21 protein-coding genes are annotated in these 24501 nt (G+C 72.8%); 7 read left to right on the top strand and 14 right to left on the bottom strand.

What is annotated here, in order from left to right:
- Window positions 1-202, top strand: a 202-nt coding sequence (locus ACIQZN_RS30555; RefSeq protein ID WP_404000688.1) for a hypothetical protein, incomplete at its 5' end; no start/stop codon positions are given.
- A gap of 235 nt (window positions 203-437) precedes the next feature.
- On the opposite strand, the gene ACIQZN_RS30550 is transcribed toward ACIQZN_RS30555, so the two are convergent.
- Window positions 438-1445, bottom strand: coding sequence for a stage II sporulation protein M (locus ACIQZN_RS30550; RefSeq protein ID WP_404000685.1), 1008 nt, complete (start codon window positions 1443-1445; stop codon window positions 438-440).
- Window positions 1446-1561: 116 nt separating this feature from the next.
- Between ACIQZN_RS30550 and ACIQZN_RS30545 the strand changes: the two genes are divergently transcribed.
- Window positions 1562-2479: an RDD family protein gene (locus ACIQZN_RS30545; protein WP_404000683.1), complete on the top strand. Its 918-nt coding sequence runs from the start codon at window positions 1562-1564 to the stop codon at window positions 2477-2479.
- Window positions 2480-2482: 3 nt separating this feature from the next.
- Here ACIQZN_RS30545 and ACIQZN_RS30540 read toward each other — a convergent pair whose 3' ends face one another.
- The 8 genes from ACIQZN_RS30540 to ACIQZN_RS30505 all read right to left on the bottom strand — a co-directional run bounded on the left by ACIQZN_RS30540 (window position 2483) and on the right by ACIQZN_RS30505 (window position 10855).
- Window positions 2483-3094 (bottom strand): hypothetical protein, encoded by a 612-nt coding sequence (locus ACIQZN_RS30540; RefSeq protein WP_404000680.1) that lies wholly within the window; start codon window positions 3092-3094, stop codon window positions 2483-2485.
- 178 nt (window positions 3095-3272) lie between these two features.
- On the bottom strand, window positions 3273-4730 hold the full coding sequence (gene ahcY, locus ACIQZN_RS30535; RefSeq protein ID WP_404000677.1) for an adenosylhomocysteinase: 1458 nt from the start codon (window positions 4728-4730) through the stop codon (window positions 3273-3275).
- Window positions 4731-4998: 268 nt separating this feature from the next.
- The gene (locus ACIQZN_RS30530; RefSeq protein WP_404000674.1) at window positions 4999-6069 is read right to left on the bottom strand and encodes a cation diffusion facilitator family transporter; all 1071 of its coding nucleotides are present in this window, start codon (window positions 6067-6069) and stop codon (window positions 4999-5001) included.
- An 87-nt stretch (window positions 6070-6156) separates the two neighbouring features.
- A complete protein-coding gene (manA, locus tag ACIQZN_RS30525; RefSeq protein ID WP_404000671.1) occupies window positions 6157-7341 on the bottom strand; it encodes a mannose-6-phosphate isomerase, class I in 1185 nt (394 codons plus the stop codon).
- Window positions 7342-7408: 67 nt separating this feature from the next.
- Window positions 7409-8545 carry an SIS domain-containing protein gene (locus ACIQZN_RS30520; RefSeq protein WP_404000668.1) on the bottom strand — a complete coding sequence of 379 codons (1137 nt, stop codon included), beginning with the start codon at window positions 8543-8545 and terminating at the stop codon, window positions 7409-7411.
- A 63-nt stretch (window positions 8546-8608) separates the two neighbouring features.
- Window positions 8609-8791 carry a Trm112 family protein gene (locus ACIQZN_RS30515; protein WP_018103989.1) on the bottom strand — a complete coding sequence of 61 codons (183 nt, stop codon included), beginning with the start codon at window positions 8789-8791 and terminating at the stop codon, window positions 8609-8611.
- A 260-nt stretch (window positions 8792-9051) separates the two neighbouring features.
- On the bottom strand, window positions 9052-10416 hold the full coding sequence (locus ACIQZN_RS30510) for a phosphomannomutase/phosphoglucomutase (protein WP_404000665.1): 1365 nt from the start codon (window positions 10414-10416) through the stop codon (window positions 9052-9054).
- Window positions 10417-10477: 61 nt separating this feature from the next.
- Window positions 10478-10855, bottom strand: coding sequence for a DUF3499 domain-containing protein (locus ACIQZN_RS30505; RefSeq protein ID WP_328900451.1), 378 nt, complete (start codon window positions 10853-10855; stop codon window positions 10478-10480).
- Window positions 10856-11176: 321 nt separating this feature from the next.
- On the opposite strand from ACIQZN_RS30505, the gene ACIQZN_RS30500 reads away from it, so the two are divergent.
- Window positions 11177-11605 carry a metallopeptidase family protein gene (locus ACIQZN_RS30500; RefSeq protein WP_404000721.1) on the top strand — a complete coding sequence of 143 codons (429 nt, stop codon included), beginning with the start codon at window positions 11177-11179 and terminating at the stop codon, window positions 11603-11605.
- A gap of 36 nt (window positions 11606-11641) precedes the next feature.
- Here ACIQZN_RS30500 and ACIQZN_RS30495 read toward each other — a convergent pair whose 3' ends face one another.
- From ACIQZN_RS30495 to ACIQZN_RS30485, 3 genes are all read right to left on the bottom strand, one after another.
- Window positions 11642-13192, bottom strand: a complete 1551-nt coding sequence (locus ACIQZN_RS30495; RefSeq protein ID WP_404000661.1) for a DUF5719 family protein — start codon at window positions 13190-13192, stop codon at window positions 11642-11644.
- Window positions 13189-17031, bottom strand: a complete 3843-nt coding sequence (locus ACIQZN_RS30490; RefSeq protein ID WP_404000658.1) for a glycosyltransferase — start codon at window positions 17029-17031, stop codon at window positions 13189-13191. The genes ACIQZN_RS30495 and ACIQZN_RS30490 overlap by 4 nt, the downstream gene beginning before the upstream one ends.
- A gap of 290 nt (window positions 17032-17321) precedes the next feature.
- The gene (locus ACIQZN_RS30485; RefSeq protein WP_018103995.1) at window positions 17322-17585 is read right to left on the bottom strand and encodes a WhiB family transcriptional regulator; all 264 of its coding nucleotides are present in this window, start codon (window positions 17583-17585) and stop codon (window positions 17322-17324) included.
- Between the two features lie 709 nt (window positions 17586-18294).
- Here ACIQZN_RS30485 and ACIQZN_RS30480 point away from each other — a divergent pair.
- Genes ACIQZN_RS30480 through ACIQZN_RS30470 form a run of 3 tightly spaced genes read left to right on the top strand, consistent with a single transcriptional unit; the run spans window position 18295 to window position 21098 of the window.
- Window positions 18295-18789, top strand: a complete 495-nt coding sequence (locus tag ACIQZN_RS30480) for a cysteine dioxygenase (protein ID WP_404000655.1) — start codon at window positions 18295-18297, stop codon at window positions 18787-18789.
- 45 nt (window positions 18790-18834) lie between these two features.
- Window positions 18835-19791, top strand: coding sequence for a 2-phospho-L-lactate transferase (gene cofD, locus ACIQZN_RS30475; protein WP_404000652.1), 957 nt, complete (start codon window positions 18835-18837; stop codon window positions 19789-19791).
- Window positions 19788-21098, top strand: a complete 1311-nt coding sequence (locus tag ACIQZN_RS30470) for a coenzyme F420-0:L-glutamate ligase (RefSeq protein WP_404000649.1) — start codon at window positions 19788-19790, stop codon at window positions 21096-21098. The genes cofD and ACIQZN_RS30470 overlap by 4 nt, the downstream gene beginning before the upstream one ends.
- A gap of 108 nt (window positions 21099-21206) precedes the next feature.
- Here ACIQZN_RS30470 and ACIQZN_RS30465 read toward each other — a convergent pair whose 3' ends face one another.
- Together ACIQZN_RS30465 and ACIQZN_RS30460 are read right to left on the bottom strand one after the other, a co-directional pair.
- The gene (locus ACIQZN_RS30465; RefSeq protein ID WP_404000646.1) at window positions 21207-22190 is read right to left on the bottom strand and encodes a DNA-3-methyladenine glycosylase family protein; all 984 of its coding nucleotides are present in this window, start codon (window positions 22188-22190) and stop codon (window positions 21207-21209) included.
- An 88-nt stretch (window positions 22191-22278) separates the two neighbouring features.
- Window positions 22279-23370: a sugar phosphate nucleotidyltransferase gene (locus tag ACIQZN_RS30460; RefSeq protein WP_404000643.1), complete on the bottom strand. Its 1092-nt coding sequence runs from the start codon at window positions 23368-23370 to the stop codon at window positions 22279-22281.
- Between the two features lie 203 nt (window positions 23371-23573).
- On the opposite strand from ACIQZN_RS30460, the gene ACIQZN_RS30455 reads away from it, so the two are divergent.
- Window positions 23574-24323 carry a TIGR03089 family protein gene (locus ACIQZN_RS30455; protein ID WP_404000641.1) on the top strand — a complete coding sequence of 250 codons (750 nt, stop codon included), beginning with the start codon at window positions 23574-23576 and terminating at the stop codon, window positions 24321-24323.
- Window positions 24324-24501 lie beyond the last annotated feature (178 nt).

The raw sequence follows: 24501 nt of genomic DNA, 5'->3' as shown, positions 1-24501 counted from the left end.
CATTTTCTGGGGCTTTCCTCCGGGCGCTTCCCTTCGTTCTTGCGTTTCCGACTCTATCAGACTCTTTCGTGTCCGATTCCCGGTCGAAGCGGGTCTTTCTTTTTGCCTTTCGGCCGTTCCAACCTTACCAGACTCATTTCGCTCCGTTTCCGGTTCGAATTTGATTCCGGCGACCGTTGAAGTGGCCTTGCCTTTCGGCTGATTCGATTTTATCAGAAGCGTTTCGACCGAACCTAATCGGCTTCAACTTCAGAAGGTGGGAATCGAATGGCTCTGCGGAAATTCGATTTCCGGTGAGAGCGAGATAGATATTAGCTGGCCGCACCCGAACTTGTCCAGTTCGAGGCAACCGTTTAAATCTACCTCCCCCACTTCGCCGTGTCAACGGTTTTTTGGGGCGAAGAGGAGACTAGCAGGTCAGCGAGGCCAGATGCACATCAGGCGGCGGTCGGCACCTCGGCGCTTCGTTCGACCACATCCAGGTCGCCCGCCTCGCCGGCGCGGGCCGCTTGTCCGCCGAGCACGTAGACGTACAGGAGGAAGAGCAGCTCTGCGGCCGTGCCCAGTGAGATGCGGGCCCAGGTCGGCAGGCCGGAGGGGGTCACGAAGGCTTCGATGACGCCGGAGACGAACAGCACCAGCGCCAGGCCGATGGCCATGCCGAGCGCGGCGCGCCCCCGTTGGGCCAGGGCCGCACGGCGGGTCTGCGGGCCCGGGTCGATGACGGTCCAGCCGAGGCGCAGGCCTGTGCCGGCGGCGACGAAGACGGCGGTCAGCTCAAGCAGTCCGTGCGGAAGGAGCAGGCCCAGGAACGTGTCGAGGCGGCCCGCCGAGGACATCAGGCCGATGCCGACGGCGAGGTTGACCACGTTCACGAAGAGGACCCAGAGCACCGGCAGACAGAGGAAGGCGCCCAGCACCAGGCACATGGCGGCGGCCTGCGCGTTGTTCGTCCAGACCTGGGCGGCGAAGGAGGTCGCCGGATGGCTGGAGTAGTACGTCTCGTACTCGCCGCCCGGGACCGTCATGCGGCGGAGGTCCTCCGGGGCCGCGATGGCCGACTGGACCTCCGGATGCGTGCCGATCCACCAGCCCATCAGCGCGGCCAGGAGCGTCGAGAGGACGGCGGTCGGCACCCACCAGTGCCGGGAGCGGTAGACCGCGGCGGGAAAGCCCGCCGTGAGGAAGTGCGCGACGTCGCGCCAGGAGGCACGGCGTGTGCCGGTGACCACCGAACGGGCGCGCGCCACCAGCTGTGTGAGCCGTGCGACGAGCAGCGGGTCCGGGGTGCTGGACTGGATGAGGGAGAGATGGGTCGCCGTGCGCTGGTAAAGGTCGACCAGTTCGTCGGCCTCCGCACCCGTCAGCCGGCGTCCTCGGCGCAGGAGGTGGTCCAGCCGGTCCCACGCGACGCGGTGGGTGTGGACGAAGACATCGAGGTCCATGGTCGGCTGCTGCTCCAGGCATGGGTGCGTACCGGGTCGTACGACTGTGGCGTCGCGGGCCAGCTTGGCAGACTGTGGGCCCGCCGGGCAGGGGCCTGCGGACGAGGGGTGGGGCGATGAGTGAACTCGTGACCGGGGACGCGGTCGTGCTGGGGCTCCGGCCGGCGAGACTGCCGAGCCGCGCCCTGGCTCTGGCCATCGATCTGGTCGTGGTGGGAACGGTCTTCGGTCTGGTGGCGCTGGGCCTGGCCTTCGCCGGCGGCTCGCTGGACGACGCCGCCTGGGCCGCGGTGTCCGTCGCCGCCTTTCTGCTGGTCCCGGTGGGCGGCCCGATCGCGGTCGAGACGCTGAGCCATGGCCGTTCGCTGGGCAAGCTCGCGTGCGGGCTTCGGGTCGTACGGGATGACGGAGGGCCCATACGGTTCCGTCACGCACTTGTGCGTGGGGCGATGGGGGTCGTGGAGATCCTGCTGACGTTCGGAGTCGTCGCCGTCATCGCGTCGCTGGTCTCGGCGCGTGGCCGGCGGCTCGGGGACGTCTTCGCGGGGACGCTCGTCGTACGGGAACGGGTGCCGGCGGGACGGGCCGCGGCCGTTCCGCCGCCTCCGCCGTGGCTGGTCGGGCGGTTCGCCGGGCTGGATCTGTCGGCGGTTCCGGATGAGCTGTGGCTCGCGGTACGGCAGTACCTGACGCGGATGCATCAACTCGACGCCACCGTGGGCAGGGCCATGGCGGAACGGCTCGGCGTGGAGGTCGCCGCGCGCACTGGGGCTCCGCCCCCGCCGGGCGTCCCGGCCGCGGCCTACTTGGCCGCCGTGGTGCATGAGCGGCAGGTACGGGACGCGCACCGGGTGTGGCAGGCCGCCCGGGCCGACTCGGTTCATGGCTCCGCCGGTGCCGGTCCGGGGCAGGCGACCGTGCCGGGGCCTCAGGCCGGCGTACGAACGGTCGACGGTGCCGTACGGCCCGGTGCCGGTCAGGCCGACGAGGGTGCGGGGCGTCCGCCTGCCACCGGGTTCGTGCCGCCCGCCTGAGGGTCAGCGGTCGGAGGGTGGGGATTCCAGGTCTTCCAGTTCGATGCCGGGGGCGGAGAGCACCACGTCGCCGGCGAGGTGGACGGTGTGCCGTTCGCCCGTGTCCAGGGCGCTGACCTGGTATTCGTCCACCTTCAGGGGGCCGTTGTCAGTGGGGTGCGCTTCACTGTTCACCAGGGCCCAGGACTGGTCGAGGGTACGGGGGGCGAGGACCGGGTCCGTGAAGGTGACGACCCGTACGCGGGTCTCGGGGGAAGCGGGGGTGAGGCGCAGCAGACGGGCGGTCGCGACGAGGAATGCGGGGGAAGTGCCGTTGAAGGCGTGGGCGCGGACATTGCCTTCGGTGGCGTGCGCGCCCGTCGGGTCGGTACGGACCCAGGTGAGGCCCTCCAGGGCGGCACCGCGGACCTGCCAGTCGGCGGAATGGAGTTCGAGTCGGAGGGGGCGGCCGAGTTCATCGAGGGTGAGGTCGACGGATCCCAGGTGACTGCCGGACGGGGCGGTCGTTTGGGAGATGTAGCGCCAGCCGGACGGGCCGGGCGCGCAGTGGAAGTGTTCTTCGCCGAGAGGGGTGTGGTCGTGGACGTCGTGGAGCGAATATCGGCCGCGGGGCATGGGGTCCTTCGAGTCCTCGGCTCGTGCGGGTGCGGTACGGCGCAGGCCCCCGACACGGGGGTGCGGGGGCCTGCGTTCGTCGCTGCTGCTGATCGGCCCGTGCCGCGCTGAGCGCCCGGCACCGGACCGGATCGGCCGGACCGTTCGAGGTCCGGCCGGTTCCGGGCCGGTAGGGAGATCAGTAGCGGTAGTGGTCCGGCTTGTACGGGCCATCGACCTCGACACCGATGTACGCGGCCTGCTCCGGGCGGAGCGTCGTCAGCTTCACGCCGAGCGCGTCGAGGTGGAGACGGGCGACCTTCTCGTCCAGGTGCTTGGGCAGCACGTAGACGTCGGTCGGATACTCCTCGGGCTTCGTGAACAGCTCGATCTGGGCCAGGGTCTGGTCCGCGAACGAGTTCGACATGACGAAGGAGGGGTGGCCGGTGGCGTTGCCCAGGTTCAGCAGGCGGCCCTCGGAGAGCACGATGAGGACCTTGCCGTCGGAGAACGTCCAGGTGTGGACCTGCGGCTTGACCTCGTCCTTGACGATGCCGTCGATCTTCGCCAGGCCGGCCATGTCGATCTCGTTGTCGAAGTGACCGATGTTCCCGACGATGGCCTGGTGCTTCATCTTGGCCATGTCCGAGGCCATGATGATGTCCTTGTTGCCCGTCGTCGTGACGAAGATGTCGGCCTGCGAGACGACGTCATCGAGGGTGGCGACCTGGTAGCCGTCCATCGCGGCCTGCAACGCGCAGATCGGGTCGATCTCGGTGATGATCACGCGGGCGCCCTGGCCGCGCAGCGACTCCGCGCAGCCCTTGCCCACGTCGCCGTAACCGCAGACGACGGCGGTCTTGCCGCCGATCAGGACGTCGGTGGCGCGGTTGATGCCGTCGATCAGGGAGTGGCGGCAGCCGTACTTGTTGTCGAACTTCGACTTCGTCACCGCGTCGTTCACGTTGATCGCGGGGAAGAGGAGGGTGCCGTCGCGGTGCATCTCGTACAGGCGGTGGACACCGGTCGTGGTCTCCTCCGTCACGCCACGGATCTCGGAGGCCAGCTGCGTCCACTTCTGCGGGGACTCACCCAACGTGCGGTTCAGCAGCGTCAGGATGTACGCGTACTCCTCGCTGTCCGCCGTCGCCGGGTCCGGAGCCTCACCCGCCTTCTCGAACTCGACGCCCTTGTGGACGAGGAGGGTGGCGTCACCACCGTCGTCCAAAATCATGTTCGGGCCACCGGTCGGGGTGTTCGGCCAGGTCAGCGCCTGCTCCGTGCACCACCAGTACTCCTCCAGCGACTCGCCCTTCCAGGCGAACACCGGCACACCGGCCGGCGCCTCGGGAGTGCCGTCCGGGCCGACCGCGATCGCCGCGGCCGCGTGGTCCTGAGTGGAGAAGATGTTGCAGGAGGCCCAGCGGACCTCGGCGCCGAGGGCGACCAGGGTCTCGATCAGCACAGCGGTCTGCACCGTCATGTGCAGCGAACCGGTGATCCGAGCACCCGCCAGCGGCTGCGCTGCGGCGTACTCCTTGCGGATCGACATCAGACCGGGCATCTCGTGCTCGGCCAGGGTGATCTCCTTCCGCCCGAAAGCGGCGAGGGAGAGGTCGGCGACCTTGAAGTCCTGTCGATTGGCGACCGTCGTCATAACGGGCTGCTCCTCGTTGTGAGGTCGAGGGTGGGTAGGGCGGCTCTGCGGCGGCGGGCACACGAATGCCCGGGCGCTCGCAGCGCAGTCCGTCGGAGGCCCTCTCTCCCTCGGCCGGTCCGGCGTACGGACCGATCGACCGCCATCAGCAGCGACGTCTGACACTGCCGTCGAATCTACACCGAACGGCGCAGCCGCTCCCAGTCCACCGGGGCGGGTCCGGGGCGGGAGCGGCTGTGTCGGGTACGCGATGGCGGGTCCGGTGCGGTCAGTGGCCGGATTCCCTCGGGCCGGTGTCCTCCGTGCCCGGGGTGTCGGCCGGCTCGGCGGCTCCCGGTTCGGGGGCTTCCGGGCCGGGGGTCTCCGCGTCGGGGGCGGTGTGGGTGCCGCCCGGGGCCTTGGCCGGGTTGGTTCCGGCCGCTGCCGCCGCCGCGTTGTAAATGTCCGGCTCCAGGTAGATCACCCGGGCGATCGGGACAGCGGCGCGGATGCGGGACTCGGCGGCGTTGATGGCGTTGGCGACCTCGTCGGCGGTGTCGTCGTGCTGGACCGCGATCTTGGCGGCGACCAGCAGCTCTTCCGGGCCGAGGTGGAGCGTACGCATGTGGATGATGCCGGTGACGGTGTCGCCGTCGACCACCGCGGCCTTGATCTTCTCGACCTGGTCGGCGCCGGCGGCCTCGCCGAGCAGCAGGGACTTGGTCTCGGCTGCCAGCACGAGCGCGATGGTGATCAGCAGGATGCCGATGCACAGGGTGCCGATGCCGTCCCACACGCCGTTGCCCGTGCCGAGGGCCAGGCCGACGCCGCCGAGGGCGAGGACCAGACCGATCAGCGCGCCGAAGTCCTCAAGCAGTACGACAGGGAGTTCCGGGGCCTTCGCGCGGCGGATGAAGTCCGTCCAGCTGAGCGAGCCGCGCGTTTCGTTGGACTCCTTGATCGCCGTACGGAAGGAAAAGCCCTCGGCGATGATCGCGAAGACCAGGACGCCGACCGGCCAGTACCACGCCTCCAGCGCGTGGGGGTGCCGGATCTTCTCGTAGCCCTCGTACACCGCGAACATGCCGCCGACGGAGAACAGGACGATGGAGACGAGGAAGGCGTAGATGTAGCGCTCGCGGCCGTAGCCGAAGGGGTGCTGCGGGGTGGCCTCGCGCTGGGCCCGCTTGCCGCCGAGGAGCAGCAGGCCCTGGTTGCCGGAGTCGGCGAGCGAGTGGACGCTCTCCGCGAGCATCGACGAGGACCCGCTGAACAGGAACGCCACGAATTTGGCCACTGCGATCGCGAGGTTGGCGCCGAGTGCCGCCACGATCGCCTTGGTTCCGCCTGACGCACTCATGGGTGCCTGGTGTCCCTTCTTCGGTCTGCGGCTCCGACGGCCGCGGTGTGGCGGCACATTGTTGCAGCCGTCGTCACGGACGGTGCGTCAGACCACCACTGTCGCACGGAACAGCGTGCCCGCTCCGGACGCTTGTACCCGCTCGCCCGCCGGTACGAAGACCGATTCGCCGGGCGCGAGGGCGAGGTCACCGGCGCTCGGGATACCCGACGTGCACAGCAGGATCTGCGGGGTGGGCGCGGTCAGGTCGACGGGGGCGGCACCGGCTGACAGGTCGAAGCGGGAGAGGCGGAACTCGTCCACCGGCGTCTCGTACAGCTCCTCGCCCGACGGGGACGCCTCCGGGCGCAGGATGCCCGGGTCGGTCGCCTCGAAGCGGACGATGCGCAGGAGTTCGGGGACATCGATGTGCTTGGGCGTCAGGCCGCAGCGCAGCACGTTGTCCGAGTTGGCCATGATCTCGACGCCGAGGCCGTCGAGGTACGCGTGCGGGACGCCGGCACCGAGGAACAGCGCCTCGCCGGGCTGGAGCCGTACGTAGTTGAGCAGCATGGCCGCGATGACGCCCGCGTCACCGGGGAAGTGGTGGGCGATGCGGGCGTACGGGGCGTAGGCGCCGCCGATCCGTTCGGCCGCGGCCGCGGCGGCGGTCACCGTTTCAGCCATCTCGTCCGGGTCCGCGGTGAGGATCGCCGTCAGGACCTCGCGCAGCGCGGCCTCCTCGGGCTGGGCGCGGAGCAGGTCCGCGTACGGCTTGAGGGAGTCGACGCCCAGGCCCTCCATCGCCTCGGCCGCCTCCAGGGGCCGACGGAATCCGCACAGGCCGTCGAAGGGGGTGAGCGCGCAGATCAGCTCGGGCTTGTGGTTGGCGTCCTTGTACGTGCGGTGGGGGGCGTCGATCGGGACGGACCGGCGCTCCTCGTCCGCGTAACCCGCCTTGGCCTGGTCCAGGTTGGGGTGCACCTGGAGGGAGAGGGGGGCGCCCGCGGCGAGCAGCTTGAGGAGGAAGGGCAGGCGGGGGCCGAACTTCTCAACGGTCGCGGTGCCGAGTTCGCGGGCCGGGTCGGCGTCGATGACCTCGGTGAGGGACTGCTCGGCGGAGACGGAGGCGGTGCCGGTTTCGGCGCGGGTGATCCGGGAAGGGGCGCCCGGGTGGGCGCCCATCCACATCTCCGCCTGCGGCTCGCCGGTGGGGGCGATGCCCAGCAGGGCGGGGATCGCGGTGGTCGAGCCCCAGGCATACGGGCGCACGGTGTTGGAGAGCCGGTCCATGGATCAGTCCTTGTGTGGCGGTGTGCGGTGCGGTGTCGCCGCGCTGTGTTGACGTGGTACGAGGTGGTCAGGCACCGGCCGACGAGGCGAGCGACAGGTAGACCGCGGCGAAGTCGGTGACGGCGAGCAGCTCCGCGAGGGATTCGAGGGTGCTGCCCTCCTCCGGTTCGAGCTCACTGATCGCGGTGTCGTGGCCGAGGGCCAGTTCGCGGGCGGCGGGGGCGGCGCTGAGGCCGCCGGTCGGGCGGTCGCGGAGCAGCACCACCCGGGCGTGCAGGGGCTCCGACTCCTCGACGCGGTCGCGGAAGAAGTCGTCCGGGTCCGCGCCCGCGGCGAACGCTCCCGCCAGCAGGCCCCCGTGCCTCGGAAGCGCCTCCGGGAGTGCGGCGGCGAGGGCCGGGCGGCCCGAGAGCTCCGCCAGGACCGCGGCGAACCGGCGCCCGACGGGGCCGGCCGCCTCGCCCTCCGTCCAGATCAGCGGGAGGCTGTCGGCGAGTTCGGCGGCGAGGGTCTTGGCCGGGTTGCTGTACGTGGCGACGGCCGGGCCGCAGCGCTCCGCCGTACGGTCCAGGCGGTCCGCGACGCTCTGGAGCGCTTCGGCGGGGGCGGTGACCAGGCCGACGCGGTCGAGCAGGGCGAGGAGCGGGGTGAGCAGGGCCCAGAGGGTGCCGGGGCCCGCGGCCGATGTCTCGGCGTCGTACTCGCCGTGCGGGGCGGAGGCCATCGGGACGACGAGGCCGTGCACCCCGTGGACCGCCTCCCGCAGCGGGGAACGCAGGGGCGCGACGGCCACGACCGTGCAGCCCCGGCGGTACGCCTGCTCCGCGAGGAGGGCGAGGCCCGGTTCGGAGCCGTCCGCCGTGGCGATGAGCAGCAGGTCCACGGAGCCGGCCCAGCCGGGCAGGGTCCAGCGGAGTGCGCCGGGGGCGGGGGCGACGCCGGTCGGGGGGATGCGGGTGACCGGGGCGGAGGCGCCGGCGAGGGCCGCGATCAGGTCCGCGACGCCGGTCGCGGCCGTGCCGGGGCCCGCGACCAGGACGGCGCGCGGGCGGCCCTCCGGGTTCAGCTCGGTGATCCCGGCCTCCGTCGCGTGCCGGGCGGCGGTGCGGACCCGGGCCCCGGCCTCGGCGGCGCCGCGGAGCAGGTCGCGGCGGTCGGCTCGGGCCAGGGCGTCGGGGGCGTCGAGCAACGACTCGTCGAGCATGGGGCGGTCCTCCGGTGCGGGTGCGGGGCGGCCACTTCGGGCCGCTTTCGCCGGTTGAGCCGGTTACGCGGGGCGGCGGGCCTCGTCGACGAGGAGTACGGGGATGCCGTCCCGGACGGGGTAGGCGAGGCCGCAGTCGGTGCCGGTGCAGATGAGTTCCGGGGTGTCGGCTGCCGTCTGGTCGTCCAGGGGGGCGTGGCAGGCGGGGCAGGCCAGGATCTCCAGGAGGCCGGCTTCGAGCGGCATGGGGTTTCCCTTCGGGCGGTCTGTTGTTGGGGGCCCTTGTGGGGGCGGGGTCAGCCTACCGCTGGGGTGGGGTGGGGGCCGTGTCGTGGGGGCGGGGTGGTCTGCGGTGCGGGTGCGTTGCGCCTGCGGCGGGCCTGTTCCCCTCCCCGCCCCTTCCCGAAACCGGGGCGCTGCCCCGGGCCCCGCTCCTCAAGCGCCGGAGGGGCTGGGTTTTGCGCCGGCGGGGCTGGATGGTGCGGCGGAGCCGGGGTGGGCGAGTTCTATGCGCGGATCAGCGCCAGGACCTCGTCCCGCACTCGCCTCATCGTCTCCTCGTCCTTCGCCTCCACGTTCAGGCGCAGCAGGGGCTCCGTGTTGGACGGGCGGAGGTTGAACCACCAGGCGGGGGTGGTCACCGTGAGGCCGTCCAGGGTGTCCGTGGTGGCGTTCTCCTCGTGGGTGTAGGCGGTTGCCACCTTGGCCGTGCTGGCCTTCTGGTCGGTCACCGTGGAGTTGATCTCGCCGGAGGCGGCGTAGCGGTCGTACTGGGCGACCAGGGCCGAGAGGGGGCCCGGCTGGCCGCCGAGGGCGGCGAGTACGTGGAGGGCGGCGAGCATGCCCGTATCGGCGTTCCAGAAGTCGCGGAAGTAGTAATGGGCCGAGTGCTCGCCGCCGAAGATCGCGCCGTGGGCGGCCATCTCGGCCTTGATGAAGGAGTGGCCGACCCTGGTGCGGACGGGGGTGCCGCCGTGTTCGCGTACGACCTCGGGGACGGAGTGGGAGGTGATCAGGTTGTGGATGATCGTGCCCCGGCCGCCGTTGCGGGCCAGTTCGCGGGCCGCGACGAGGGCGGTGATCGCCGACGGGGAGACGCCTTCGCCGCGTTCGTCGACCACGAAGCAGCGGTCCGCGTCGCCGTCGAAGGCCAGGCCCAGGTCGGCGCCCTCGGCCAGCACGCGGGCCTGGAGGTCGACGATGTTGGCCGGGTCCAGGGGGTTGGCCTCGTGGTTCGGGAAGGTGCCGTCGAGCTTGAAGTACATCGGGACGAGGTCCACGGGCAGCCCGGCGAAGACCGTGGGGACCGTGTGGCCGCCCATGCCGTTGCCCGCGTCCACGACGACCTTGAGGGGGCGGATCTCCGTCAGGTCCACCAGGGAGAGCAGATGGGCGGCGTAGTCCGTGAGGGTGTCGCGCCCGGTGACCGTCCCCGGGGTCGCGACCGGCTCGGGGGCGCCCTTGTCGGACCACTCCTCCACCAGTGCGCGGATCTCGGTCAGGCCGGTGTCCTGGCCGACCGGTGCCGCGCCCGCCCGGCACATCTTGATGCCGTTGTACTGCGCGGGGTTGTGCGAGGCGGTGAACATCGCGCCGGGCAGGTCCAGCGCCCCGGACGCGTAGTACAGCTGGTCCGTCGAGCAGAGGCCGATCATCGTGACGTCGGCGCCGCGTCCCGCCGCGCCCCGGGCGAACGCCCCGGACAGGGCCGGGGAGGTGGGGCGCATGTCGTGGCCGATCACGATCGCGTCCGCGCCGGTCACCTGGACGAAGGCGGCCCCGAAGAGTGCGGCCAGCTCCTCGTCCCACTGGTCGGGCACGACTCCACGCACGTCGTACGCCTTCACGAGCTGTGACAGGTCTGCGGTCACGGGCCGGTCCTCCTGGGGGGTTGCTTCGGACCGCCCAACGTACCCGGCGGCCGGCGGTCCCTCAGGAGTCGGGTGAGCGCAGGACGCGGAGGTGCCCCCTGCGGGCGACCTCCATCGGGTCGGCGGTCCGGCGGCCGCCTCCCTGGGGGCCGTCGCCGCGCTCCTGCGGACGCGCGGCTTCCCGTACGGCGTTGGCCAGGGCTTCCAGGTCGTCCCCGCTGGGGCGGCTGGGCGCGGAGGGGTCGGAGAGCCGGACGACTTCCCAGCCCCGGGGCGCGGTCAGCCGCTCACTGTGCTCGGCACAGAGGTCGTAGCAGTGGGGCTCGGCGTAGGTGGCGAGCGGGCCGAGGACCGCAGTCGAGTCGGCATAGACGTACGTCAGTGTCGCGACGGCAGGGCGGCCGCACGCGGTGCGCGAACAGCGACGTACAGGGCTCACGATGTTGGACGGTACCGCACTCTTGAGCGGGCTGCGACGACTCTCCCCCGGCTCACCCCTCCGTGTCGCCCTGTGACGTCCGGCACACGCGCCCCCCGGGCAACTCCCCTGACCTGCGCGGGAGGAGAGGGCGAGGACCCTGACGGCAACGATTCCGGTCACCTCTGTGCCGCGAACCTTTCACAAGGCGTCGGCCCGGCGGTCGCGAGCGGGGCCGGAAACGGGCTCCGGTGTGGCCGGATCGCTCAAGAGCGGACAGGGCGGCGTGGGCGCGCTCGCCCTCCGGCCGGGCGGCCCGTCGGGGGTTAGGCTGCGTCGGTGATGGACAGTTCCGTACCGCCCAGCCCGTCCGAGCCGCGTCCGCGGCGCCGGGACCGACACGGCCGCGGTATGCGCGGGCCCGTCGCCCCGCCGCAGGTGCCGCTGTCCGCGAGCCGTGCGGACAACTTCCGCGATCTCGTCCAGGACTCGGTGGAGCGGCTGGAGCGGCGCTGGCCGCAGCTGGCGGAGGTCGACTTCGTCGTCCTGGAGGTGCCGGAGACGGCGGAGGAGACCGTTCCGCTGGGCGACGCGCTCTCCGCGGAGAAGGGCCGGCCCGCCCGCATCACCGTCTACCGGCGCCCCGTCGAGCTGCGCACCAAGAGCCGGGACGAGCGCGCCCTGCTCGTCCACGAGATCGTGGTCGAGCAGGTCGCGGAGCTGCTGGGGCTGGCGCCCGAGTCGGTCGATCCCCGTTACGGGCAGGAGTAGCGGCCCTTTCGGCCGCCCCCCTCCCGGCCGCCCCGCTCAGTCGTCCAGCACCGACAGGTCCTGACGGGCCGCCGGGACCTCCACCGTGCCCCGGTCGTCCGGCAGCGTCTGCACGGTGAACATCTGGATGCCGTTCACCGTCTCGGTGAGCGTGCGCGCGGCGTGCACCGGGCCGCCCGACTGCGTCTCGACCGTCAGGGCGTAGGTGCCCTTGAGCCCTGTCGGCACGGGCGGGGTGACCGCCGTGGTCGTACCCGCCGCGATCTTGTACGTCTTGCTGACCGGCGTACCTCCGCCGCTGCCGGCCGACGCCGTGACCTTGACGGTGGCGGCTGCGCCGGGGGCGGTGAGGGAGAGGACCGAGCCCTTGGACCGGTTGTCGGCGACGGATGCGCGTGCGCCCACCGGGCCGGTCGCCGGGATGAAGGCGACCTCCTGCTTGTCGCCCTTGCCCCGGACCACGCGCAGGGCGGCGACGATCGGGGTGGCCCTGCCCTTCTCGGAGGGCACCAGCATCAGCGAGCCCGCCTCGCCGCGGGTGATGTCCTTGAGGTCCATCCCGGCGGTCATGTGCGACTTGACGTGCAGTTCCTCGTGGCCGGCCGGGGTGACGGCGCCGGTCTTGCCGAGCAGCTTCAGGTCGAGGTCGGCGTCGTCGTCGCCCGGGGCGAAGGCCACCAGGCGTACCGAGGTCGCGTCGGCCGGGATGCCGGGCAGCACGACCGTGCCGGCCGGTTCGGCGGAGGCGGTGAGCCAGTCGCTGCCGGTCGTGTCGTCCGCCGCCCTGACGGCCGCGCCGACCCTGCCCGTACGGGTGGTGACGTGGACGGTGACGTCGTCGGCGGCCTTGCTCGTGAGCGTCGAGATCAGGACCCGGACGCCGGAGCCCGCCGGGACCGTGATGCCCTCGCCGACGTCGGACTTGAGGGAGCCGTCCGGGCCGTACAGCTCGATGTCGGCGACGGCGGCGGTGTCGTCCGGGTTGGTGAGGTGGACGTAGTCCTCGCGGGACTTGGCGGTGCTCGCCGCCGGGAACCAGAAGTCGGTGTCGGGCACGGTGCAGCCGATGCCGAGCAGGCCGCGGCCGTCGCCCGCCTCGATGGTGGTGGTCTGCTGGGCGGTCCAGCCGGGGGCGAACCGGCCGGTCGCGGTGCCGATGAGGGCGGGCGAGTCCGCGCCCGACGCCTCGCCGGTGGCGGGCTTGCCGGGCTCCTTGAGGGAGACCACCGGCTTGTCCGCCTTGTCCTTCTTGCTCTTGTCCTTCTTGTCCTTGTCGTCGGACTTGTCGTCGGACTTGTCGTCGGTCTTCGTCTCGCCGTCCTTCGCGGAGGACAGGAGCTCGGCGGCGCCGGCCGTGGTGGAGCCGCCGCTCGTGCCGGACGGCGTGAAGGCCGTGTACGCGGTCTCCGAGAGGTCGGAGAGGCCGGGCGCCGGGCAGAGCAGGCTGGTCCGTTCGACGGGCAGCCGTGCGGCCGTCCCCGCTTCGGCCGTACTGCCGCCGGACGGCTCGTTGAGCGCGGCGAACCCGGTGACGGCGGCCAGGGCGACCGCTCCGGCGATGAGGGACAGGGCGCTGGTGGACTTCACTCGGACTCGCCTCGCGATGCGTTACCGGTCGGCCACGGGTTCTGGCCCGGGGCGGGGTTCTCGGGGTTCTGCGGGTCGTACGGGTGCTGCTCGCCGTACTGCCCGGCCTCGGGGCCGTACCCGTTCGGGTCATAGGACTGCGGGTCGTACGCGGGCGGGTCGTAGGGGGCCGCGTACTGGCCGTCCTGGTACTGAGCGCCGTCCTGGTACTGGCCCTCCTGGTACTGGGGGTAGCCGTACGGGTCGTAGCCGCCGGTATCCGGCTGCTGCTGCCCCTCGGCGTACTGCGGGTCCTGGTACTGACCGCCGTCCTGGTACTGAGAGCCGTCCTGGTACTGCGGATAGGCCGGATCCTGCGGATAGGCCGGGTCCTGGTACTGGCCCTGCCCGTTGTCCCAGTCGCCGTACTGCTGCTGCGGTACGAAGACGTTGTCGTCGTCCTCCGTGGCGGCGGCGTCGGTTTCGGCGCTCTGCTGGGCGGGAACGTACGCGGGCTGCTCGCCCGTCTCGTCCAGGTCCGGTTCCGGGACGCCCTCCGCGCCCTCCGGCTCGGGGGCGCCATCGGCGGCCTCGCTCTCGGCCAGGGCGGCGGCGCGCAGCCTGCGGGCGCGGCGGCCCTCGCCGGCGACCGGTTCGTCGGCGACCGCCTCGGCCTCCTCCGGCAGGTCGTCGTCGATCTCGCGGCGGCGGCCGGGCAGGGCCATGACCACGAGGACCACGGCGAGCGCGATCTGCGCCCAGATCCACACGGTGTGGGTGAAGGGCTCCTCGTACGTGAGGTCCAGGGTGCCGCCCTCGGTGGGCAGTTCGAAGCCCTGGGCCCAGCCGTCGACGGTCTTGGCGGTCAGCGCGCGGCCGTCGAGCGTGGCCTGCCAGCCGGGGTCGGCCGCGTCGGCGATCCGCAGCACCCGGCCGGAGCCGCCCGCCGGGATCTTTGTGTGCGCCTCGACCGGCTGGGAACCCACGGGGAGCGGCTCGTCGCCGGCCTCGGACGGGACGATCATGACCCGGGCGACCTGCCGGTCCACCCGCCACAGGGCGCTGCCGTCGAGCTGGCTGAGCCGGCTCAGGCCCGGGGTGGCGTCGAGCACCCGGCTCATCTGCTGGGGCGCTCCGTCGCGCACGAGGACGTAACGGATGGCGAAGCCGCTGAGCTGGCTGCCCTGGTCGGCGCCGGAGCCGGCGACCAGGTTGGCGACGACCTTGTCGAGGTGGCCGTTGCCGCCCTGGGCCTCGGCCAGCTCCGCGTCGCCGAGCCGGGCGCCCGAGCCGCGGACGAGGGTGTAGTCGACGGAGGCGGACGAGGTGCCGCCCAGGACCAGGGTGCGCGGCTGGTCGCGGGTGCCGCTCTCCTCCGCGACGAACGCCGGCACCTGGACCGGGTCGCGGCGTTCCAGCGGGCCCGCCGCGCCGCCGATCATCCAGCCGGCGGCGGCCAGCACGGGGGCCACGCCCGCCGCGAGGGCGATCAGGGCGGCGACCGGCTGGCGCCAGCCGAAGCTCAGTTCGGCGACGCGGATGCGGGCGCCGTCCGCGCCGACCAGCGCGGCGGCGATGAGGGCTGCGCCGTAGACCAGCGTCGCGGGGCCGGCCCAGCCGGAGCCGTTGGCGAGCCCGGCGAACGCGAGGGAGACCAGGGCGGCCACCCAGGCGGTCCGGACGGCGAACTGCCGCTCCCCGCGCAGCAGGGCGGCCAGCGCCGCGAGCACGATGCCGAGGAGCAGGACGCCGCCCGCCGCCTTGGGCCCGCCGGGGCTGATGCCGAGGAGGTCCAGGGCGGAGGCGGAGCCCGTACCGGTCTCCAGTCCGGCTTCCTTCAGGAAGGCGGACGGGCTGCTCAGCAGCGAGAGCGACCAGGGCGCGAGGACCAGGACCGGGGTGCCGACGGCGGCGAGGAAGCGGAGCGCGTACGCCGTGATGTCGCCGCGCCGCAGCACCAGGACGCCGAGGCCGAGGACCACCGCGAGCGGCCACACGATCGGCGTGAACGCCATGGCGAGGGTGAGGAGCAGGGTGTACGCCCAGGTGGCGCGCCAGCTGCCGCGCGCGCCGCCGGAGGCGCGCATGCCGTGCGCGGAGACGGCGGTGCGCGCGATCAGCGGCAGCAGGACGGCCAGCACGGCGGTGCCGAGGCGGCCGGTCGCCAGGGCGCCGGTCGCCGCGGGCAGGAAGGCGTACGCGACGCTCGCCCAGGCCCGCAGCAGCCGCGAGGGCAGCAGCGGGCGGGTGACGAAGTACGCGGTGAGTCCGGCGAGCGGGACCGAGCAGACGAGGAGCAGGGTGAGCGCGAAGCCGGTGGAGCCCAGGAACAGCGCGGACAGGGCGGAGATGACGGCGAGGTAGGGCGGGGCGGTCTGGGTGCCGCCCGTGCCGACGGCATGCCAGCCGTCCGCGTAACGCGCCCACAGGTCGGAGACGTCGCCGGGGGCGGGCAGCAGGGCGCCGCCGGCCAGCGCGCCGCCGCCGATGAGGTCGCGGCAGGCGACGAGGGAGACCAGGAGGAGCAGGGCGAAGAGGACCGGTCCCGGCTTGCGGCCGACCTTCTTCAGCCGGGCGAACTGGTCGATCTCCAGGTAGTCGGCGTCGTCGCCGCCCGGTCCGGACTCGACGGCGCCGTGCCGGGAGCCGTCGGCGTCGGAGCCGCCGCCGAAGTTTCCGGCGACCTGGTCGACGGTGGCGCGGATGGTGGCGCCGGGTGCGGGGAAGAGGCCGCCCAGTTCGGCGGCGTCGACGGCGCCCTTCCCCCGGGCGCGGCGGGCGGCCAGGATGCGGCCGGGGCGCAGCAGGGTGCTCAGGAGGCCGGTGACCTCGTCGAGTGCCTGGCCCGGGACCTTGCCGACGAGGTAGGCGAGGGTGCGCAGCAGGGTGCCGAGGACGAGCCGGAGCATCACCCAGGGCAGCTTCTTGCCGCGCGCGTTGACGAGCATCGTGTAGACGGCGCCCGCCTTGTCCACGCGGTGCGGGCTGGCGATGTGGCGGCCGGCGCAGTCGATGGGGCGGCGTTCCCGCGCGGACGCCTCGGCATGCCGCAGGACGGCGTCGGGGGCGACGAGGACCCGGTGGCCGGCCATGTGGGCGCGCCAGCACAGGTCGACGTCGTCGCGCATGAGCGGGAGCCTGCGGTCGAAGCCGCCCAGCTCCTCCCAGACGTCGCGCCGGATGAGCATGCCGGCGGTGGAGACGGAGAGGACGGTGCGGACCTGGTCGTGCTGGCCCTGGTCCTGCTCGCGGCGGTCGAGGCCGGTCCAGCGGCGGCCGCTGTTGGCGATGGAGACGCCGACTTCGAGGAGCTGGCGGCGGTCGTACCAGCCGCGCAGCTTGGGGCCGACGATCGCGGCGTGCGAGTCGTTGTCCGCGACGCGCAGCATCTCGGCGAGGGCGTCGGGCGCGGGCGCGCAGTCGTCGTGGAGCAGCCAGAGCCACTGCACCGGCTCGCCGTGCGGCAGCTCGGGCATCTCGTACGCCTCGTCGCGCCAGGTCCGGGTGACCGGGTCCCAGCCGCTGGGCCGCTTCAGGTAGGGCAGGTCGTCCGGGGTGAGGACGCCGGCCGTGCGGCTCGCCTCGTCGACGGCGGTGCCGAAGCTCGTACGCCGCGCCAGGTGCAGGACGCGGTCGGCGCCGAGGGCCTCGGTGACCAGGCGCGCGGAGTCGTCGGCGCTGCCGGTGTCGGCGGCGACGACGTTCTGCACGGGGCGTTCCTGGCCGAGCAGTCCGGCGAGCGCGTCGGGCAGCCAGCGTGCGCCGTCGTGGGAGACGAGCACGGCGGTGACGACATGCCGGGGGAACTCGGGGGCGGCGGCGGCCGCGTACGGCGCCGTTGATTGGCTGTGCACGGACATCGAGGTACGGGCCCTCCGGCCGGGTCCGGGGGACGTCCCCCCGGGGGCTGCATCGGTGTACACGCGCGCTCTGTCGGGTCGTTGGCGCGTCTCGGACGGGGCCCCACACTAACGGTAGGGATAACCGGGGTGGTGCGGAGCGGTTGAACGAGGGCGCGAGCGGGTAGCGGCCGGCGCGGATTCCGGGTGGGCCCGGGCATGGCGGTGTGGCTTCGCGGGTACGGCGACGGCCCGCCGCCTGCGGGTGCAGGCGGCGGGCCGTGGGGGTCGTGCGCGGTGGGCCGGTCCGGTCAGACAGCGGCCTTCTTCAGGCGGCGGCGTTCGCGCTCGGAGAGGCCGCCCCAGATGCCGAAGCGCTCGTCCTTCGAGAGGGCGTACTCCAGGCACTCGGACCGGACTTCACAGGCGAGACAGACCTTCTTCGCCTCGCGGGTCGATCCACCCTTCTCGGGGAAGAAGGACTCGGGGTCGGTCTGGGCGCACAGCGCGCGCTCCTGCCAGCCGAGCTCTTCGTCCGCGTCCTCGACCAGCAGTTGCTGGAACAGCTCGGTCATGTGCGCCCCTCGTCTGTCTCTTGCGTCCCGTGATGCGGCCGTTACCGAATCGGCCGAACGACACGGGTGAAATTACAAGCGTGTAGCTCTGGCTGGTCAAGCCCGGATCTGCTATTGGCCTCGGTATTCACCCTGCGGCACCAACCGTAAGCGTTAAGTGTTCAAATCACCAAAAACCTGACATATGCCATGGGCGCTACCGCACCCCCACCCGCCATGGAGACAAACCGCTGCGGACGCGGACACGTTTCGATTCGATCACTGAAGCGACCAAGATCACATTCGGGTCACGGCGCCGCGCTCACGTTTGGCAGCGCGGTTGATGCGCCACCTGTCCCCGCTACGCGCCGCTAAAACCTTTCTCCGGGCGGAGTAACCGGAAGAGGTGAAACATTGCCGCCAAACCGGGCATTGGGTTGACACCGGGCGGCTCTCCGGTTCTCCTTGATGGCATGCCAGTGACCTCAGCGATGCACGCGACCCGCGCCCGTGGGTCCCGCAGCGCTGTCCAGGCTCGCTGTCGCTGTTCCAGCTGTCCCAGCTGTTGATGCCGCCGACGCCGTCGTAGCCCTCCCGCTCCTGCCCGGCACCGCTCGTCCGCCCCTCCCCCGCGCGACCCTCCGGCCTTCCGGCCGTCGGCGCTCCCGGACCTCGCGACGAGCCCCCGCACCGCACGCCGCACTCGCACCCCGCCGAGGAACCACGCTCCATGAACAGCAGCGACAGCGACCTCCAGATCGCCGGCGACCTCCTGGAGGTCCAGCACCTTCTCCGCCCCGCCCCCGAACACCCCGCCACCGTGGCGGAGTTCGTCGGCCTCGCCCGTCGCATCGCCGCCGACCGCGACCGGTGGGCGCCGCTCGTCTCGTACGACGCCACCACCCGCTGGTACCACCGTCTGCGCACCGGGCCCGGCTACGAGGTCTGGCTGCTGAGCTGGGTCCCCGGGCAGGGCAGCGGGCGGCACGACCACGGGCCGTCCTCCGGCGTCCTGACCGTGCTCGACGGCGAGCTGACCGAACGTACGGACCGGGGAAAGCGGACGCTGGGCGCGGGCGCGCAGCGCGTCTTCGCCCCCGGCTACGTCCACGAGGTAGTCAACGACTCCCTGGAACCGGCCGTCAGCCTCCACGTGTACTACCCGGGCCTCACCGACATGCCGATGCACGCCGCGCAGTGCGCCCCCGCGGCCGCCACGGCCTGAACGGCCCCCCGCCGCACCCAGAGCTTCGCCTGACAGACTGTTCGCATGCGCATTGTGGTTCTGGCCGGCGGTATCGGTGGTGCTCGTTTCCTGCGGGGTCTCAAGGAGGCCGCGCCCGACGCGGACATCACGGTCATCGGCAACACCGGTGACGACATCCATCTGTTCGGGCTCAAGGTCTGTCCCGACCTCGACACCGTGATGTACACCCTCGGCGGTGGCATCAACGAGGAGCAGGGCTGGGGCCGCACCGACGAGACGTTCCGCGTCAAGGAGGAACTCGCCGCTTACGGCGTGGGCCCCGAGTGGTTCGGGCTCGGCGACCGCGACTTCGCGACGCACATCGTCCGTACGCAGATGCTCGGCGCGGGCTATCCGCTCAGCGCCGTCACGGAGGCGCTCTGCGCCCGCTGGAAGCCGGGCGTCCGGCTGCTGCCCATGTCCGACGACCGCGTCGAGACGCACGTGGCGATCGAGGAGGACGGCGAGAGCCGGGCGGTGCACTTCCAGGAGTACTGGGTGAAGCTGCGGGCCGCGGTGCCGGCGCGGGCGGTCGTGCCCGTCGGCGCGGAGCAGGCGAAGCCGGCGCCCGGGGTCCTGGAGGCGATCGCCGAGGCCGACGTCATCCTCTTCCCGCCGTCCAACCCGGTCGTCTCCGTCGGGACCATCCTCGCCGTGCCGGGCATCCGCGAGGCCATCGCCGAGGCCGGGGTGCCGGTCGTCGGCCTCTCCCCCATCGTCGGTGACGCGCCGGTGCGCGGGATGGCCGACAAGGTCCTCGCGGCGGTGGGCGTCGAGTCGAGCGCCGCCGCCGTCGCCGAGCACTACGGGTCCGGGCTGCTCGACGGCTGGCTCGTGGACACCGTGGACGCGGGCGCGGTCGAGCGGGTGGAGTCGGCGGGCATCCGCTGCCGGTCCGTACCGCTGATGATGACCGATGTCGCCGCCACCGCCGAGATGGCCCGTCAGGCGCTGACCCTCGCCGGGGAGGTCCGCGCGTGAGCGCCGCCGACGCCCCCTCCTACCGGGTGTGGGCCCTGCCCGGGATGCCCGAGGTGCGGGCCGGGGACGATCTCGCGAAGCTGATCGCGGCCACCGGGCCGGGGCTCGTGGACGGCGATGTCCTCCTCGTCACCTCGAAGATCGTCTCCAAGGCGGAGGGCCGGATCGTCGAGGCCACCGACCGGGAGGCGGCCATAGACGCCGAGACGGTACGGGTGGTGGCGCGGCGCGGTCCGCTGCGGATCGTGGAGAACCGGCAGGGCCTGGTCATGGCCGCCGCCGGTGTCGACGCCTCGAACACCCCCGCCGGGACGGTCCTGCTGCTCCCCGAGGACCCCGACGGTTCGGCCCGGGCGATCCGGGAAGGGCTGCGGGCGGAGCTCGGCGTCGAGGTCGGCGTCCTCGTCACGGACACCTTCGGACGGCCCTGGCGCAACGGGCTGACCGATGTCGCGATCGGCGCGGCCGGGGTGCGGGTGCTGGACGACCTGCGGGGCGGGCAGGACGCGTACGGCAATCCGCTGAGCGCGACCGTGGTCGCCACCGCCGACGAGCTGGCCGCCGCGGGTGACCTGGTCAAGGGCAAGGCGGACGGCCTGCCCGTCGCGGTGGTGCGCGGGCTCGGGCATGTCGTGGACGCGGCGGACGAGCAGGGGGCCCGGGCGATGGTCCGGGTCGCGGCCGACGACATGTTCCGGCTGGGGACCTCGGAGGCGGTCCGGGAGGCGGTGACGCAGCGGCGTACGGTGCGCGAGTTCACCGACGAGCCGGTGGACCCCGGGGCGGTGCGGCGTGCGGTCGCCGCCGCCGTGACCGCGCCGGCGCCCCACCACACGACGCCGTGGCGCTTCGTCCTGCTGGAGTCCCCGGAGTCGCGGACCCGGCTGCTCGACGCGATGCGGGACGCGTGGGTCGCGGATCTGCGGCGCGACGGCAAGAGCGAGGAGTCGATCGCCAAGCGGGTGCGGCGGGGCGAGGTGCTGCGCCGGGCGCCGTATCTGGTGGTGCCGTGCATGGTGATGGACGGTTCGCACGCGTACGGGGACGAGCGGCGGGACGGCGCGGAGCGCGAGATGTTCGTGGTCGCCGCCGGGGCGGGCATCCAGAACTTCCTGGTGGCGCTGGCCGGGGAGCGGCTGGGGTCGGCGTGGGTGTCCTCGACGATGTTCTGTCGGGATGTGGTGCGGTCTGTTTTGGGGCTGCCGTCGTCCTGGGACCCGTTGGGGGCGGTTGCGGTGGGGCACGCGGTGGCGGCCCCCGGGCCGCGGGTGGGGCGGGACGCGTCGGACTTCGTCGTGGTGAGGTGAGGTTGGCGCGGCCGCGGGGGGTTTCGGGGCTCTGCCCCGGACCCCGGTCCTCAATCGCCGGACGGGCTTGAGTGCACCGCCAGGCGGGCTGAACCGGGCTCGGGGGTTCTACAGGCGTGCGATGTCCCTCGGCTGGAAGCGCGGCGCCCGCCTTGGTGGGGTCGCGCCCGAGAGCAGGATCAGGCGGGTTGCTCGGTGGCGTTGGCCCTCGTAGGGGGTGAGGAGGGTCAGCATTTCTTCGTCGTTCGCGTGGCGGTTGCCGGCCAGGGCGTGGCCGACGATGCCGGGGAGGTGGAAGTCGCCGACCGTGACCGCGTCCGGGGCGCCGTTGGAGCGTTGCAGGGTTTCCGCAGCCGTCCAGGGGCCGATGCCCGGGATGGCCTGGAGGCGGGTCAGCGCGTCGGGGAGGTCCATGGTGGCCGCCTCCTCCATGCGGCGGGCCACCCGGACCGTGCGCAGGATCGTCGCCGAGCGCTTGCTGTCGACGCCCGCGCGGTGCCAGTCCCAGGACGGGATCAGCGACCAGGTGCGGGCGTCCGGCATGACGTAGAGGCCGAACTCCTGCGGGCCGGGCGCCGGCTCCCCGTACTGGCGTACCAGGAGGCGCCAGGCGCGGTACGCCTCGTCCGTCGTGACCTTCTGCTCCAGGATCGACGGGATCAGCGACTCCAGGACCAGGCCCGTGCGCAGCAGCCGCAGTCCGGGGCGGCGGTGCTGGGTCTGGGCGAGGAGGCGGTGGCGCGGGGTGAAAGCGGCCGGGTCGTCGCCCTCGCCGAGCAGCGTCGGCAGCTGGTCCAGCAGCCAGGGCGCGCCGGGCCCCCAGGCGGACGCCTCGATCCGGCCGTCGCGGGCGACGACATGGAGCGTGCCGGGGCCCTCGGGGGTGCGGCTGGACCGGCGGACGGAGCCGTCGGCGACCATCCGGAACGTGGGGTCGGCGGGGCCCCGGCGCAGGGGGCCGAGGACGAGGCGCAGGTCGAGCGGGCCCGGCGGGGTCCAGACACGGGTCTGCGCCGCCGGTACGGGCGTGGCCGCCGCCTGGTGCGGGACGGGCGCGCGCCGGGCGTTGCGGGGAGCGAATCGTCCTGCCACGGAAGAGGTCCTCGGTCGTCGGGGCTGCCTGTCGAGGGTACGGCGATTTCCGGCCACCCGGTCCGCGTACGGGCCGGAGCCGGGTCGCTCACTCGTCCGAGGAGAACCGCACCGACGCGTCCGGGAGGCGGGCCCCGCACCAGACGCGTACGCCTTCGCGGAGCTCGTTGTCGGCGCCCACCTCCGCACCGTCGCCGACGACCGCGCCGGCCAGCACCGTACGGCTGCCGATCCTGGCGCGCTCGCCGACCAGGGAGGCCGTGACCACCGCGCCGGGTTCGACGACCGCGCCCGCGAGCACGGTGGAGCCGTCGATCCGGGCGCCCGCGCCGATCACCGCGCCGGCGCCGATGACCGTACCGCCGGAGAGCTTGGCGTCGGAGGCGACCGAGGCGGTCGGCAGGACGAGGCGGTCGCCGCAGCGGCCCGGGACCGCCGGGGACGGCGCGCGGCCGAGCACCAGGTCGGCGGAGCCCCTGATGAACGCCTGCGGGGTGCCGAGATCCAGCCAGTACGTGGAGTCGACCATGCCCTGGAGGTGGGCGCCGTCTGCGAGGAGGCCGGGGAAGGTCTCGCGCTCGACGGAGACGGGCCGGCCGGCCGGAATCGTGTCGATGACCGAGCGGCGGAAGATGTACGCGCCGGCGTTGATCTGGTCGGTGACGATCTCCTCGGGCGTCTGCGGCTTCTCCAGGAAGGCGGTGACGCGGCCGGTGTCGTCGGTCGGCACGAGTCCGAAGGCGCGCGGGTCCTCGACCCGGGTCAGGTGGAGGGAGACATCGGCGCCGGAGTCGGCGTGCGAGGTGACCAGGGCCCGGATGTCGAGTCCGGTGAGGATGTCGCCGTTGAAGATGAGGACCGGTTCGTCCGGGCCCGAGGCGAGGCGGTGGGCGACGTTCCGGATGGCTCCGCCGGTGCCGAGCGGTTCGCGCTCGGTGACGTACTCGATGTGCAGGCCGAGCGAGGAGCCGTCGCCGAAGTACGGCTCGAAGACCTCGGCGAGGTACGAGGTGGCGAGGACGATGTGCTCGACCCCGGCGGCCCGGGCCCGCGCCAGCTGGTGCGTGAGGAAGGGGACGCCCGCCGCCGGAACCATGGGCTTGGGTGTGTGCACCGTGAGGGGGCGCAGCCGGGTCCCCTTGCCGCCGACCAGGAGGATCGCTTCTTTTGCCTCTGTCACAGCACTGTCTTCGCTTCCTGCTGGGCCGGGCGTCATTACGGCTGGCCAGTGTATGCAGACGGGTGAGGCGCGCCTTCGGACGGCGGTCCCCGGTTCCTTGTAGAGACGCGCTCCCGGGCAATCGGTTGCGCATCCGGCGGGCCGGTGTACGCGGCTGTCGCGGGGCCCGCCGCCCGGCGGCCCGGCCGCGTACGCTTCCGCCCATGAACGCCAGCGACCGCACCCCTGCCGACCTGCTGCGTTCCGCGCTCGCCGCGGACCCGGCCCGCCCTCTGGTCACCTTCTACGACGACGCCACCGGGGAGCGCGTCGAGCTGTCGGTGGCCACCTTCACCAACTGGGTGGCCAAGACCGCCAACCTGCTCCAGGGCGATCTGGCGGCCGAGCCCGGCGACCGGCTCGCGCTGCTGCTCCCCGCGCACTGGCAGTCCGCGGTCTGGCTGCTGGCCTGTGCCTCGGTCGGCGTGGTCGCCGAGGTGCAGGGCGACCCGGCCGCCGCCGACCTGGTCGTCTCCGGCCCGGACACGCTGGACGCGGCGCGGGCCTGCCGGGGCGAGCGGATCGCCCTGGCGCTGCGCCCGTTGGGCGGGCGGTTCCCGCAGGCGCCCGAGGGCTTCGCGGACTACGCGGTGGAGGTGCCGGGGCAGGGCGACCGCTTCGCGCCGTTCGCCCCGGTGGACCCGGACGCGCCGGCGCTGACGGTGGGCGGGGCCTCGTTCACGGCGGCGGAGCTGGTGGCGCGGGGCCGCGAGGGCGGGGCGGCGCTGGGCCTGGGCGCCGGTTCGCGGCTGCTGACGGGGCGTACGTACGACAGCTGGGACGGGCTCGCCGCCGGGCTCTACGCGCCGCTGGCCACCGGGGGCTCCGTGGTCCTGTGCCGCCACCTCGACCGGCTGGGCGCGGAGGCGCTGGCGCAGCGGGTGGAGAGCGAGCGGGTCACGCTGACGGTATGACAAGCGGCACGAGGGGGCACCCGTCCGGCCCATCGTGGGCCGAGCCCCCCGTGTCGGCGCTCGACTCCGGTACATGATCTGCCGTACAGACCAGCCGAGGCACAACCAAGCGTGAGGTTCAGCCGTCTACTTCTGCGACCGGCGGCCCAGCGCGCCGCCGAACGTGAAGGATGGACGC

Origin of the sequence: Streptomyces sp. NPDC097595 (assembly GCF_044761525.1) — a bacterium.
In the GTDB taxonomy this organism is placed as follows: Bacteria; Actinomycetota; Actinomycetes; order Streptomycetales; family Streptomycetaceae; genus Streptomyces; species Streptomyces drozdowiczii_A.
This window is presented reverse-complemented; position numbering and strand designations above follow the sequence as displayed.